Below are 13702 nucleotides of genomic sequence, written 5' to 3'. Positions count from 1 at the left end.
CTTTCGAACAAAGGAGCTCGCCGTGCCGACGCTGTTCGACCCGTTCTCGCTCAAGGGCGCGACGCTGCGCAACCGCATCGCGGTCTCGCCGATGTGCCAGTACTCCGCCGCCGACGGCGTGGTCAACGACTGGCACCTCTCCCACCTCGCCGGGCTGGCCAGGGGCGGCGCCGGGCTGGTCACCGTGGAGGCGACGGCGGTCTCACCGGAGGGCCGGATCTCCCCCGGCTGCCTCGGACTGTGGGACGACGAGCAGGCCAAGGCGCTCGCCCCGGCCGTCGACCTGATCAAGTCCGCGGGCGCGGTCGCGGGCATCCAGCTCGCGCACGCCGGGCGCAAGGGCAGCGCGAACCTCCCGTGGGAGGGCGATGACCACATCCCCGACGACGACCCACGCGGCTGGCCGACGATCTCGCCGTCGGCGGTGCCGCTGGGCGGCGGGCTCGGCAAGGTGCCGACGGAGATGACGCTGGCGGACATCGCCAGGGTCCGCGCCGACTTCGTCTCCGCCGCCGAGCGCGCCCGCGACCTCGGCTTCGAGTGGCTGAACCTGCACTTCGCGCACGGCTACCTCGCGCAGAGCTTCCTGTCCCGGCACGCCAACCAGCGCACCGACTCCTACGGTGGCAGCCGCGAGAACCGCGCCCGGTTCCTGGTCGAGACGCTGCGCGCGGTGCGGGAGGTGTGGCCGCAGGACCGCCCGCTCACCGTGCGGCTCGGCGTGATCGAGTTCGACGGCGACGACGAGCGCACGCTGACGGAGAGCATCGAGACCGCGCGGGAGCTGAAGCAGGAGGGCATGGACCTCCTCGACGTCAGCATGGGTTTCTCCACTGTGGACAGTCAGATCCCGTGGGGTCCCGCGATGCTCGGCCCGTACGCGGGGCGCGTGCGCGAGGAGGCCGGGGTGCCCACGTCGACCAGCTGGCGGATCAGGACCCCGCAGCAGGCCGAGGAGCTGGTGTCCACCGGCAAGGTCGACCTCGTCGTGCTCGGCACCGCGTTGCTGGCCGAACCGCACTGGCCGTTCCGCGCCGCCCGCGAGCTGGGCGTTCCCGCGCCCGCCACGACGACGCTGCCCGTGCAGTACGCGCACTGGCTCTCGCGCTACGACGGCGCCTGAGCTGTGCCTGTGCCGCCTTGCCTCAGCTGATGGCGCCGAGGACCGCGTCGAGCAGCCCCGGGAAGCGCTCGTCGAGGTCCTCGCGCCGCAGCGAGTTGATCAGGTGCACGCCCTCGCCCCTGCTGTGCACCAGGCCAGCTTCGCGCAGCACGCGGAAGTGGTGCGACATGCTCGACTTCGGCCGGTCGTAGGTGACCTCCGCGCAGGTCGCCGCGCCGAGCCTGGCCAGATCCCTGACGATCTCCAGCCGCACCGGGTCGCTCAGCGCGTGGAACACCCGCTCCGGAACGATCTCCGAGACGGCGGGAAAACTGGGCGACCTCATGCGGTCAACCCTACCCCGGGCGCCCCACCCCCTCGCGGACGTTGAGGCGCACGCGAGGTGCAACGGTGGTTCGCCAGTCTTCAAGACCTGCGAACCCCGCCTTCGATCATCGCCAACCGCCGCAAACCCTCAACCACTCCGGGGTTTGCGGCGGTTAAAGATGATCAACAGCGGGGTTTGGGGGTCTTGAAGACACCCCAACCCCCGGCGACACCGCGACCGGAAGGCACGGCTCAACCACTTGCAGGACGGGTGCTAGGCGAACTGGCCGACCTCGTAGCTGCCAGCGGGCTGCTGCACGAGGACGTTCACCCGGTTGAAGGCGTTGATGAGCGCGATCAGCGAGACCAGGGCGGCGAGTTCGTCCTCGTCGTAGTGCTTGGCGGCGTTGGCCCACGCCTCGTCCGTCACGCCGCCCGCCGCGTCCGCGATGCGGGTGCCCTGCTCCGTCAGCTCCAGCGCCGCGCGCTCCGCCCCGGTGAACACGGTGGCCTCGCGCCAGGCCGCGATCAGGTTGAGGCGCAACGAGTTCTCGCCCGCGTGCGTGGCTTCCTTGGTGTGCATGTCGGTGCAGAACCCGCAGCCGTTGATCTGGCTGGCCCGGATCTTGACCAGCTCCTGCGTGGCGGCGGGCAGCGTCGAGCCCTTCACGGGGTTGCCCGCCGCGATGATGTGCTTGAGGACCTTCCCCGCGACCGCGTTGCCGAAGAGGTTCAACCGAGCGTCCATTGGTGCACTCCCTGCCGTTCGTCTGGTGGGTACACCTCTACGACGAGGCAGCTCCGCGAGATGTGACAAGCACGGCCAGGGTGAGTGCTTCGCGAGCGCGCTCCAGGGTGATCGAGCCGCTGTGCCAGCGTTCGCTGAGACCTTCGACGAGCGCGGTCAGGTGTTCGGCGGCGAGCGCCGCATCGGTGACACCGGCTTGCCGGAGCAGGGCTTCGACGTCGGCGTTCCACGCGCGGGTGGTGGCGTGCAGGGCCTCGCGCAGGTCCTCGGTGAACACGGCACTGGCGCGTAACTCGCCCCAGGCGATGCTGTTCTCGCGGACGTCGTCGGTGTCCTGGAGTTCGAGCAGCAGCATCTGGCGGAGTTGTTCCAGCGAATCACCGTCGGCGGGGACCGAGGTGTAGCGCTCCGCGCGCTGGTTGATGTGGTCGAGCGCGGCGTGCAGGATGCCCGCGCGGTCCTTGAAGTGGTAGTAGATGAGCGCGGTGGACACGCCCGCCTCGGCCGCGAGCTTCTCCACGCGGAGTCCGCGCACGCCGTCCTGGGCGATGACGCGGACGGCCGCTTGCAGGAGCTGGGTTCTGCGCTTCGCCATCAGCCCACCGGCTCCTGCTGCGTCGTGCAGTGGATTCCGCCGCCGCCCGCCGCGATCGCGTCGATGTTGATCTGCACGACCTCACGGTTCGGGAACAGCCGCCGCAGCGTGGCTCCGGCCGCCGCGTCCGTCTTCGAATCCCCGAACTCCGGGGCGATCACCGCGCCGTTGCACACGTAGAAGTTGATGTAGCCCGCCGCGAAGTCGCCCTCGGGGTCCTTGGCGCGCAATTCCTCTGGCGCATCAAGGGTTTCCACCCGCAGCGGTCGACCGCGAGCGTCTGTCGCCGCGCGCAGGATGTCGAGGTGGCGGTGGGTGACCGCGTGGTCGTGGGAGTTCGGGTCGTGGTCCAGGCCCGCGACGACCACGCCCGGCCCGGCGAAGCGCGCGTAGAAGTCGGTGTGGCCGTCGGTGATGTCGCGCCCGGCGATCCCGGGCAGCCAGATCACCTTCGTGATGCCCAGCAGCTCGTTCAGCTTCGCCTCGACCTCGGCCTTCGTCCTGCCCCGGTTGCGGTTGTCGTTGAGCACGCAGGACTCGGTGATGATCGCCGTGCCCTCACCGTCGACCTCGATGCCGCCGCCTTCGAGCACCAGATCGGTGCGGACGGTCTCCACCCCGGCTCGGCCGGTGACGAATCCGGCGACCTTGCCGTCGCGGGTGTGCGCCTGCTTGCCGCCCCAGCCGTTGAAGTTGAAGTCGACCCCGGCCTTGGCGCCACCGCTCTTCACGAACACCGGCCCGGTGTCGCGCATCCACAGATCGTCGATCTCGGCGGGGACCAGCTCGACGACCGCGCCGACCAGGCCGCGCGCGGTCTCCAGATCACCGGGCCTGACCAGCATCGACACCGGCTCGAAGCGCGCGATCGTTGCGGCGATCCTGGCCAGGTCCTGCCGCACCTTCGGCAGCAGGGCCGCGCCCCAGATCCGCTCGCTCGGCCCGAACGCCATCCACGTCCGCTTGTGCGGCTCCCCCTCCTCCGGCATCACCCACCGCCGCTGAGCAGGAGCTTTCTCGGCCGGAGCGCCATCATCCTCAGGGCCACCGCACCCCGCCAGCACCGCGCCCGCCGCCAGGCCGAGCCCCATGAACCGTCGCCGCCGCATCACGCCTCTTCTCCTCGCCGACCCCACAACGCTAACTCTGACTGAATTTTCAGTCAACCTGAGCGCCGAGTTCCGACCCAATGTGGCTTTGGTTACGTCAGACGTAACCAAAGCCACATTGGGTCCGTCAGTCCGCGCTGAGGACATTGAGGAGGTGGAGCGTGATGGCCACCGTGCGGTGTTCCGTGAACCGCCTGGGCTCTGTCCTGTCGGGCTCCGCGAAGGGCGAGCGTCAGGGTTTGTGGCGGTTAACGATGATCGACGAGGGGGTTCGGTGGTCTTGAAGACTGGCGAACCCCTGGGTGCAGCGGGAGATGCGGCTAGCGGCCCGGGGCTGACCAGCCTCTGCGCTCGCCCTCGTCGATCAGTTCCTGCCCAGCGGCCCACAAGGACGACGACGCCTCGCCGATCACGGCCTTCCGCGCGCGCACGACATCCGCCGTCACGCCCGGCGACTTCCACGTGCCGCCGCGAGCCATCCAGTTCAACAGCAACGGCTGCAACCGATCCATGGCCTTCGCGAAACGTGCTTCCGGAGTGCTCCGGGCCTCGAACTCATCCCACAACGCCCGCAAAGCCACAGCCTGATCGTCGGGCAACAGACCGAAGAGCCGGTCGGCGGCGGCCTCTTCGCGCTCCTGCTGATCGGTGGCGTCGGAGTACAGCGGTGTGTCACCGGCGTAGATCTCCACGAGGTCGTGCACGAGCACCAGCTTGACGGTGTGCCCGACGTCGATGGGCTCGTCGGAGTGCTCGGCCAGCAACACGACCATCAGCGCGAGGTGCCACGAGTGCTCAGCGTCGTTCTCGCGGCGGTCGACGGCGGCGAGCGGCGACTGGCGCAGAATGGTCTTGAGCCGGTCCACCTCGACGACGAACTCCAACTGCGCGCGAAGCCGTGCGTCGATGGTCGAGGGCAGCGGGTTCTGATCAGCAAGAATGCTCGACTCCGCAAGCGAGTCTTCGTTCAAGATCTCCACTGACACGACTATATGTCGCGGTCCCCCCGCGCGAGCCGGTCTGCGCGCAACGCCACTTCGAGCTCGAAGCGGGTGATGGGGTCGTTGAGCGCCTCGCCGAAGAGGTCTTCGAGCTGGTGCAGGCGGTAGCGCACGGTCTGCGGGTGGATGCCGAGCCGAGACGCGACGCCGGGCGCTCCGCTGCGCGTTTCGAGCCAGGCGAGCAAGGTCTCCGCCAGCCGCTCCCACTGGCGCGGAGTCAACGGGTCGAGTGGCGCGAGTCGTTGGCGGATAAGGGCATCGCGCAGGAACGCCGAGCTGACCAACCACAGGCTGGCGAGGTGCTCCGAACATCGCAGCACCGGCGCGTCGGGCAGCACGCCGTCGCGGGCCAACTGCACGGCGCGGCGCGCCCAGCGAAGCGATTCGGCAGCCTCCTCCAGCGCGGCGAGCGGGCCGACCGCGGCGCGCCCGCCGTGCAGGACTTCGCGGAGGTGCTCGTCGAAGTCGATCCCCTCGGGCACGAGCAGATGCGGCGCGGGCCCCTCCAGATCGGCGAGGATCGGGCCGTCCACCAGCGCTTCGGGCACGGCGCCGGGATCGAGCGCGACCGCGTGCACCCGCGCGGGCAACGGCCAGTCCACGGCGTCGGCCAGCTCGGCGATCACCTGACGCGGCGTGGCGGGCTCCGCGAGGATCAGCTCCAGCAGCCTGCGGCGACGGCGCTCGAGCGAGCCGCTGGCCTTCGCCTGCGCCGCGAGGTAGCCCTCCACGGCGAGCGCGGCGAGGTCGTCGATGTGCTCGAAGACGGCCTCGCCGAGCGCGCGCATGGTCGCGGTGGACAGCTGCACCTGCTCGCCGAACTCGGACATGCTGCGCCAGGCGATGCGCGCGCCGAGCCGGTAGGCGGCCTGCAACGTGTCGAGGCTGCGCCCCTCGCGGAACTCCCCTCGCCCGAGCCGCCGGTACATCTCCGCGCACGCGTCCAGCGGAGCCCTGGGGTCGGCGACGCGGCGCACGAACTGGCTGAGCGCGTGCTCGATGCCGTTGGTGATCGCCTGCCCGAAGGAGCCGTCCAGCGGCCGGGAGTACTCGGGTATCTCCTCCTGGATGCGGCTGAGGATCTGCTCGGTGACCCCGGGCACCTGGGCGCGCATCAGCGGCGCGAGTTCGCTCGGCAGCTCGGCCCACGGGCTGCCCGCGTCGATCAACCTGGTCACGGCTGCCTTCCACGGTGAAGGAGTCTCGAGGACGGCGGCCCGGGAAGGTTATTTCCACCAGGGCCGCCGACACAGCCGCCTAACCGGTGATTCGCTTGAGTTCCAACGAGAGCACGTTGTCCGGGCCGGGGACGAGCAGGTTTATCAGGACTTCGGCGAGGAAGCAGCCGCCGAACGGTGGAAGTTCGTGGGTTCCGGAGAGCTTGCCGCCGCGAACGGGAGAGAACCCCGGCTCGGAGGTCAGATCGACCACCATGGGCGTGCGGCTCTGGCAGGAGTCCCCGACCAGCGCGGGGAATCCGCCGACGGTGACGTCGCTGAGCTTCACGCGCAGCTCGGAGCGCGAGGTGACCACGCCCGCGACGATCTTGCCGGTGGTCTTGCCGACCGGGATGAACTCGACCTTCGCCGCCACGGGCAGGAATCCGAGCGCGGTGAAGGTGGTGCGCACCGGCGGCAGGGTGAGCGAGCCGGTGATCGCGCCGGTCGAGGCCTCCAGTTCGGTGTTGAGCCGGCCGGGGCCGAGGTGCAGCGCGGAGCCGGTCTTCTTGATGGTGTCGGTGCCGGTCACCTCGTAGTCGATCTTCACGGCGGCCGCGGCCGGGGCGGTGCCGAGCAGTCCGAGCAGCAGGGGCACGGTGGCGAGCACCGTGATCACTCGTCGCATTGCGGTCTCCTCATCGGGGTTGCAGATCGGTGACGCGCCACCTTCCGTCGACGCGTTCGGTGGTGACCGTGAGCTGCGCGGCGGCGACGCTCGTCTGCCCGCCGCGCTCCAACGCCTGGTCCAGGAACACCAGCAGGACGGCGCGATCCCCTTCGCGCACGCGGATTCCGGCGCGGACGACCTTCGAGGCCAGCACGATCCGCTGCTCGGCGCCCTGTCGGCGGATCGCGTCGAACATCCGGTGATGTTGCTCGATCGCTTTGCCGTGCAACAGATCTCGGGTTCGGTCGGTGGTGTCGTCGAAGCGGTAGGAGAACAGTGTCGCCATGGCCTCCACGACGTGCTCGACGCCCTCGTGGGTGATCACCTGCTCCGCCGAGATGGGTACCGGCGCGACGGCCGAAGCCTTCCAGCCGACGGGTGTGCGGCGCAGATCCGCTTGGTAGCGCCCACGTTTGGTGACTGGTTCACCCGATGTCGGCGTGACCTTGACCTCCACGGCGGCGATGAGCTTGGCGGTGCGCTCGTCCACGTGCAGCAGCGCCACATCGGTCGCCCGGCCCTCGGTGACGGTTGCGGCCCGGCGGATGCGCTCCTTGTCGATCTTCAAGAACTCCTCGTGGAGCCCGTCCGTGGACTCGTCCAGCCAGCGCCGCAGTCCCTCGTCCAGGTTGCGGTGGTCGAGCGTGTTGAACACCGCCAGCGCACGCTGACCGGCTCGCAGCGCGTCGCCGCGCGAGTCCGGCGCAGCGCAGCTTGCCAGTAGTAGCAACAGAACTACGGCCAGGCCCCTCATCGTGCCCCCTTCGGCGCGTTCTGCGCACCGCGCACGTTGGTGCCACTGCTCGCCGGAGCCTTGCAGCTCGCCGAAGCGTTGAGCGGCTTGCCCGGCGTCACGTCGAGCCCGTTGCGGTACTCCGTTCCCTGATAGCCGGAAACACAGGGCAGCGGCGCGAAGAACGTCACCGCGAGTCCCAAGTGGAATCCGTCGTCACCGACCACAGTGGACCCCGCTGCCGCCGCCTGCGGCACCTTGACCAGCAGCTGTTCCAAGCCGTCCTGTCGCACCAGCAACAGCTCCGAAGTGGTCATAAGGTTGCCGATCAGCGTGCCGAGCCCGGGACCGCTCTCCTTGATCACCGCGCTGACCTGCTCGGAGACCAGCGGCGCGGCGGTGATCAGCTTGCGGAGGTCGCCGTCGGAGGAGCGCAGCTGCTGGGCGAAGAGCTTCGCGTTGGCGCTGAAGGACTTCAACGCTTCGCCCTCCTCGATCTGCGTTTGCAGCACGGTGGGTGCGTCGATCAGCAGCCGCGTCGTCTTCGGCAGGTTCTCCGCCGCGGCACTGGTGAAGCTGCCCGCCGCGTCCAACAACGCCTGCAAGTTCGTCGCGGAGCCCTGGAACGCCGTGCCCAGCTCGTCGATGACCGTGCTCAGCGAATCACTGGGAACTGATCTCACGAAACTGTCCAAATTGGACAGCAAGGCCTCAACCGGTTTCGGCGTTGCGGTGTCGGTGATCACCGAGCCCGCCGCCAGGAACGGCCCGCCGGAAACCTTGGGGCGCAGGTCGATGTACTGCTCCCCCACCGCCGAGCGGTTGGCCACCACTGCCGCGAGATCACTGGGGATCCGCGGTGCGTCAGGGCGGATGTCCAGATCGGCTTCGACGCCTCCGGCGATGAGCCGCATCGGCCCGACCCGCCCGACCGCCACGCCGCGATAGGTCACTTCGGCGTTGGTGAACAGCCCACCGGAGTCCGCCAGCCGCACGTGCACCACATAGCCACCGGTCCCGAACAGTCCGGCGTACCGCGCGCCCACGTAACTGATGCCCAGCAACGCGATCAGCACGAACGCCGTGATCTTGGTCCTCATCGCGGCACCACCAGGGTCAGGAACACGTTGAGGTAGTCGCCCTTGATCGCATCGAGCGCGGAGTCCGGGAACGGGTAGGTCAGCAGCACTTCGAGGGCTTGCGGGAGCTTCTGCCCGGACTCGGCGAGCCTGCGCAGCGTCGGTTCGAGCGCGCGCAACCCGGCCACCATGTCGTCCTTGCTCGCGGTGATCGTCCGCGAGGCGACGCCGGAGAGCCGGTCGAGCGCCTTGAGCATCGCGGTGAAGGACTCCCGTTGCTCGGCGAAGACCTTCATGCCGGGCTCCAGCTTGTCCAGCACCGTCCCGATCGGTTCGCGCCGCGCGTCCAGCGTCACGGAGAGCTTGCGCACGCCCTCCAGCGCGGCGGTGATCTTGTCACGGTTCTGGTCGAGGCCGCGCGCGAAAGCCTCCACTGTGGACAGAAGGGAGCGGATCTCCTTCTCGTTCCCGCCGAGCGCGGCGTTCAGCTCCCTGGTGATGTCACGCAGCTGAGCCACTCCGCCGCCGTTGAGCACCATGGCCAGCGCACCGAAGACCTCCTCCACCTCCGGGTTTCGGCCGCTGCGCGCGACGGGAACCACGGCTCCGTCAGCGAGCGTGCCGGTCGACGGCTCCTGCTTCGGATGGGCCAGCTCCACGTACTTCTCGCCGAGCAGGCTGGTCTGGCGCAGCTGGGCCACCGCATTGGCGGGCAACCGCACGTCCCCGTTCAGCACCAGGCGCACGTCGGCGGTCCGGCCGTCCTCGGCGAGGTCGATGCTCTCCACCCGCCCCACCGCGACGTCGTTCACCTTCACCGAGGACTGTGGCACGAGGTCGAGCACATCCCGGAACTGTGCGGTGACCCGATACGGCTTGGTACCGACGTCCGCGCCTCCGGGAAGCGGGATGTCATACGCGCCAACACATCCCGCTGTGAGCAGCAGGACGGCCAGCAGCGCCAGTGCTCGTCTCATCGCGTCTCCCCTACCGGCGGCAACGGGAACAGCGGGGACAGCTCGTTGATGTTCACCCGGCCGTCCAGGACCTTGCGCGCGGGGTCGTAGGCGTTCATCAGGTTGGTCACCGCGAGCGGCGCGCCGTCCAACGCCTCACCGAGCGAAGCCTTCTGCGCGACCAGGACCTTCGTGATCTCGGCGAGTTTGTCCACAGAGGACTTGATGCGGGCGCGGTTGTCCTTGATGAAGCCCTGGACCTTCGCCAGCGCTCGCGGCAACTCGGCGAGCGCGGCACCGAGATCGTCTCGGTCGGCAGCCAGAAACCCTGTCACTTCAGCGAGTTGGCGCTCCGCCGAGCGCACCTGACCGTCGTTGCGGGCAAGCATCGAGGTGAACTTCTGGAGGTGGCTCACGGTACCGAACAGGTCCTTCTGCGAGCCGTTCAGCGTCTTCGCGGCCTGCCCGAGCTTGGTGATCATCTCGTTCATCGCGGCCCCGTTGCCCTTGAGGTTGGCCGCTCCGGTGTTCAGCAGCTCCGACAGCGCGCCGTCCTTGTTGGCTCCCCCAGGCCCGAGATCGGTGGTCATCCGGTCCAGGCTCGTGTAGAGCTGGTCCAGCTCGACCGGCGTCGCCGTGCGCTCCACCGGAATCACCGCGCCGTCGGCCATGCGCGGCCCACCAGTGAACGCCGGAGCCAGTTGGACATAGCGATCGCTGACCACAGTCGGCGTCACCACGACCCCGTGCGCGTCAGCGGGCAGCTCCACATCGTGCTCCACCGAGAGGATCACCTTGACCTGCTGCGGTTCTGGGTGGACTGACAGCACTTCGCCGACCTTGACGCCGAGCACGCGCACGTCCGTCCCTTCGTGCACGCCCACTGCCGCGCTGAAGAACGCGGTGATCCGCGTGCTCGGCGGCCTGAGCACCCACAACGCCCCCGTTGCCGCGACGAGGAGAACGACGACGGAGAGCACCAGAACCCGCCTCATCGCGTGCCTCCCGAGGGCTTCGGCGGGATGCAACCGTTCTGTGAGCCGACGAGCCCGCACACATAGCTGTCGACCCATCGCCCGTTGCCCGTCGCGTTTGCGATCAGCCGGTAGAACGGCCCCGACAGCGACAGTCCCTTGTCAAGGTTGTTCTGGTTGCGCTGCAAGACGTCCGCGAGCTTCTCCAGCTCCTGCAACGCCGGGCCGAGCTGCTTCGTGTTGTCGTCGACGAGCCCGGACAGCTCCTTCGACATCGTCCGCACTCCGGTCAGCAGCGCTCGAATCGCTTCCCTGCGTTTAGCGATCTCGCCGAGCAACAGGTTGCCGTCCTTGAGCAATCGTTCGATCTCGCCGTCCCGGTCGGCGAGCGTGCGCGTGATCCGCTCGGTGTTTCCCAGCAAAGCCGCCAGCTGCGCGTCCCGCGAAGAGATCGTCGTTGCCAGCGCGGACAGTCCTGCCAGAGCCTTGCGCACCTCGTCCGGGGTGTCCTTGAAGGCCTCCGACAAGACCCGGAAGCCGTTCGCGAGCTGCTTCGTATCAAGTTGATCGACCGTTTTCGACAGCCCGGAGAACGCCTCGGTCACGTCGTAGGGCGAGTACGTGCGCTCGCGGGGAATCGGCCCGGTCAGGCCTGCCTCTCCGCGCGGCTCGACCGCGAGGTACTTCTGGCCGAGCAGGTTCTTGATCCGGATCGACGCCGAGGTCCGGTCACCGAGCCGGACGCTGCCCGTGCGGAAGGTCACGCGCACGCGGTCTCGCGCCAGGTCCACGGCGACCACTTTTCCCACGCTGAGGCCGGAAACCCGGACCTCGTCGTCCTCGCTGAGCCCAGCCGACTCCGCGAACTCGGCGGTGTGCCGAGGCCCGCCGAAGAAGTCCTCGGCGAAGAACGTGGCGAGCATGGCGACGACGATCGCGACCATGCCGACCGCTCCGATGACCACGGGATCGCGGCGCTTCATCCGCCACACCTCGCCGCGGTCACGGGAATGCCGACCGGTGGGCCGCCGGGCGCGGGCTGCACTCCGGGCGCGTCCGCCGAGCACAGGAAGAAGTTGAACCACGAGCCGTAGGAGGCGATCCGGCCGAGGTTCTCGTACTTCACCGGAAGGCGCTTGAGAAAACCGTCCAGCACATCGGAGTTCTCCGTCAGGTTCGCCGACAACTTGCGCAGTCCGTCGATGTCCTTGCGCAACGGCTCGCGTGCCTGGCCCAGCAAGCCAGAAGTCGCCTCGGTCAGCTCCGCGAGCGCGCTCACCGCGTCACCGATGGGCTTGCGGTCCTTAGCGAGCCCGCTGACCAGCTGCTGCGTAGTTGTGACCAAAGTGGACAATCGGTCACCGCGCTCGTTGACCGTCTTCAACACGGAGTTGAGGTTGTCGACGACCTCGCCGATCACCTTGTCCTTGGCCGCGATCGTCGAAGTCAGGGAGGCTGTGTGCGCCAGCAGACTCTTGACGGTCCCGCCTTCTCCTTGCAGCACCTGGATGATCCGCATCGAAAGCGTGTTCACGTCCTCCGGCGAGAGCGCTTGGAACAGCGGCTTGAAGCCGTTGAACAGCAGGGTCAGATCGAGCGCCGGAGTGGTGCGTTCCAAGGGGATCGTCGCGTCAGGAGGCAGTGGGCCGGGGCCGCCGTCGCCCGGTTCGAGCGCGAGGTAGCGCTGTCCGACCAGGTTCCGGTACTTGATCACCGCGCGGCTCGTGGCGGGCAGCTTGCGACGGGCGCTGACGGAGAACCTGACCTCGACGACACGATCGTCCACAAGGGACATCGAATCGACCTGGCCGACGCGAACTCCGGACATCCGAACGTCATCGCCCTCGCTCAGCGACGTGACATCGGCGAACATCGCCCGGTAGCCAACGCCGTCACCGACTCCAGCGCCGTTGATCGTCACCGCGAGCACCACGGTCATGGTGATCGTCACGACCGCGAAGACCGCGAACTTGATCAGCTCTTTCATCCGACGCTCACCTCCGTTCCGCGCAGCATCGGCCCGAGCAGCACGCTGCCCCAATTCGGCACGTCAGCGGGCGCGACGCCGAGCGACGGCGCGACCAGCGCGGCGACGACATCGCGCTCCTGCGGCGAGTTCGGCACACCCAGCTCACCGTCGGCGGAGATCGGCACGAAGCCGCCCCGGTTCGGAGCTTGGCCGAACGGGTAGCACTTCGGCCCGCCCTTGGCGTCGTAGCGCGGAGTGTCCTTGCCGGGCACGTACGCGCCCTTCGACGGCGCGGGACGCACCGACACGCGCAGGCCCGGCTTCCCAGTTCCCTTGCCGAACGCCTTGTCCAGCATCGGTTTCAGGCTGACCAGCGTTTCCAAAGTGCACGGGAACGACGGCGAGTACTCAGCGAAGAGCTCCAGCGGCGGACGGCTCGCGGCAGCGAGGCGGATCAGGTTGCGCTCGTTGCGGTCGAGGAAGGTCGCGAAGTCGTTGGACGTCGTGGTGACACTGCGAAACAGCGCGTCGTTGTTGGTGCGCTGCTCGACGAGCGTGGTGCTGGTGACCGTCAACTCCCGCAGAGCTTCTAAGAGGTCAGGAGTTGCGTCGGAGTACACAGTGGACGCTGCGGCGAGCTTGCCGAGCCCGTCGGTGAGCTGCGGGACGTGCGGGTTGAGCTGGCGCACGTAGTCCTCCAGCTGCACCAGCGTGCGCCCGAGCTGCGCACCTCGTCCTTGCAGTGCTTGGGAAACGGCGCTCAGCGTGACCGCGAGCTTCTGCGGCTGGAGCGCCTGGAGGGTGGGCATCACCCCGGCCAGCACGCGCTCCAGCTCGACGGCGGAACTGCTGCGGTCCTGGCCGATGACGTCCCCGTCCACCAGGGGCGCACCGGTTCCAGGCCGCAGCGCGACGTACCGCTCACCGAACAGCGTCTTCGGCAGCAGGCGCGCGGTGGAGTCGCGGGGAACGCTCTTGTCCCGGTGCAGAGCCAACTCCAGCTCCGCGCCGTCACCTCGGCTGGACACCCTGCGGACCTCGCCGACCAGCAGCCCGTTGACCTTCACGTCGGAGGCCACGGACAGCTGGTTGCCGGTGTGGTCGGTGCGCAGGGTCACGGTGGTGGAGGTCGTGAAGGCGTCGCGGTAGATCGCCACGGTCAGCGCGGGCACGGCGGCCAGCACGACCAGCAGCACCAGTCCGAGTGCGCGCTGGAGCATGG

At 68.6% G+C, this 13702-nt stretch carries 15 protein-coding genes; 1 reads left to right on the top strand and 14 read right to left on the bottom strand.

The window, feature by feature from the left end; translation table 11 throughout:
• Positions 1 to 22: 22 nt before the first annotated feature.
• Positions 23 to 1123: an NADH:flavin oxidoreductase/NADH oxidase gene (locus ABD798_RS01690; protein ID WP_344870648.1), complete on the top strand. Its 1101-nt coding sequence runs from the start codon at positions 23 to 25 to the stop codon at positions 1121 to 1123.
• 22 nt (positions 1124 to 1145) lie between these two features.
• On the opposite strand, the gene ABD798_RS01685 is transcribed toward ABD798_RS01690, so the two are convergent.
• The 14 genes from ABD798_RS01685 to ABD798_RS01620 form a co-directional block, all read right to left on the bottom strand.
• On the bottom strand, positions 1146 to 1448 hold the full coding sequence (locus ABD798_RS01685; protein ID WP_344870647.1) for an ArsR/SmtB family transcription factor: 303 nt from the start codon (positions 1446 to 1448) through the stop codon (positions 1146 to 1148).
• Between the two features lie 255 nt (positions 1449 to 1703).
• Entirely contained in the window at positions 1704 to 2177 is a 474-nt protein-coding gene (locus ABD798_RS01680; protein WP_344870645.1) for a carboxymuconolactone decarboxylase family protein, read from the bottom strand.
• A gap of 37 nt (positions 2178 to 2214) precedes the next feature.
• Positions 2215 to 2772: a TetR/AcrR family transcriptional regulator gene (locus ABD798_RS01675; protein ID WP_344870644.1), complete on the bottom strand. Its 558-nt coding sequence runs from the start codon at positions 2770 to 2772 to the stop codon at positions 2215 to 2217.
• The gene (locus ABD798_RS01670; RefSeq protein WP_344870643.1) at positions 2772 to 3881 is read right to left on the bottom strand and encodes an agmatine deiminase family protein; all 1110 of its coding nucleotides are present in this window, start codon (positions 3879 to 3881) and stop codon (positions 2772 to 2774) included. The genes ABD798_RS01675 and ABD798_RS01670 overlap by 1 nt, the downstream gene beginning before the upstream one ends.
• 320 nt (positions 3882 to 4201) lie before the next feature.
• Positions 4202 to 4861: an HD domain-containing protein gene (locus ABD798_RS01665; RefSeq protein WP_344870641.1), complete on the bottom strand. Its 660-nt coding sequence runs from the start codon at positions 4859 to 4861 to the stop codon at positions 4202 to 4204.
• 8 nt (positions 4862 to 4869) lie between these two features.
• Entirely contained in the window at positions 4870 to 6060 is a 1191-nt protein-coding gene (locus tag ABD798_RS01660; protein WP_344870640.1) for a PucR-like N-terminal domain-containing protein, read from the bottom strand.
• A 79-nt stretch (positions 6061 to 6139) separates the two neighbouring features.
• Positions 6140 to 6727 carry a hypothetical protein gene (locus tag ABD798_RS01655; protein WP_344870639.1) on the bottom strand — a complete coding sequence of 196 codons (588 nt, stop codon included), beginning with the start codon at positions 6725 to 6727 and terminating at the stop codon, positions 6140 to 6142.
• A 10-nt stretch (positions 6728 to 6737) separates the two neighbouring features.
• Complete coding sequence (locus ABD798_RS01650; RefSeq protein WP_344870638.1) at positions 6738 to 7523, bottom strand: hypothetical protein; 786 nt, start codon at positions 7521 to 7523, stop codon at positions 6738 to 6740.
• Positions 7520 to 8602, bottom strand: a complete 1083-nt coding sequence (locus ABD798_RS01645; RefSeq protein ID WP_344870636.1) for an MCE family protein — start codon at positions 8600 to 8602, stop codon at positions 7520 to 7522. Before ABD798_RS01645 ends, ABD798_RS01650 begins: the two co-directional genes overlap by 4 nt.
• Positions 8599 to 9558 carry an MCE family protein gene (locus tag ABD798_RS01640; RefSeq protein ID WP_344870635.1) on the bottom strand — a complete coding sequence of 320 codons (960 nt, stop codon included), beginning with the start codon at positions 9556 to 9558 and terminating at the stop codon, positions 8599 to 8601. Before ABD798_RS01640 ends, ABD798_RS01645 begins: the two co-directional genes overlap by 4 nt.
• A complete protein-coding gene (locus tag ABD798_RS01635) occupies positions 9555 to 10532 on the bottom strand; it encodes an MCE family protein (RefSeq protein WP_344870634.1) in 978 nt (325 codons plus the stop codon). The genes ABD798_RS01640 and ABD798_RS01635 overlap by 4 nt, the downstream gene beginning before the upstream one ends.
• Positions 10529 to 11494: an MCE family protein gene (locus ABD798_RS01630; protein WP_344870632.1), complete on the bottom strand. Its 966-nt coding sequence runs from the start codon at positions 11492 to 11494 to the stop codon at positions 10529 to 10531. The genes ABD798_RS01635 and ABD798_RS01630 overlap by 4 nt, the downstream gene beginning before the upstream one ends.
• Complete coding sequence (locus ABD798_RS01625; protein WP_344870631.1) at positions 11491 to 12498, bottom strand: MCE family protein; 1008 nt, start codon at positions 12496 to 12498, stop codon at positions 11491 to 11493. The genes ABD798_RS01630 and ABD798_RS01625 overlap by 4 nt, the downstream gene beginning before the upstream one ends.
• Complete coding sequence (locus tag ABD798_RS01620) at positions 12495 to 13700, bottom strand: MCE family protein (RefSeq protein WP_344870630.1); 1206 nt, start codon at positions 13698 to 13700, stop codon at positions 12495 to 12497. The genes ABD798_RS01625 and ABD798_RS01620 overlap by 4 nt, the downstream gene beginning before the upstream one ends.
• Between the last annotated feature and the right edge of the window lie 2 nt (positions 13701 to 13702).

This window comes from Allokutzneria multivorans, from assembly GCF_039537405.1.
GTDB lineage: Bacteria > Actinomycetota > Actinomycetes > Mycobacteriales > Pseudonocardiaceae > Allokutzneria > Allokutzneria multivorans.
This window is presented reverse-complemented; position numbering and strand designations above follow the sequence as displayed.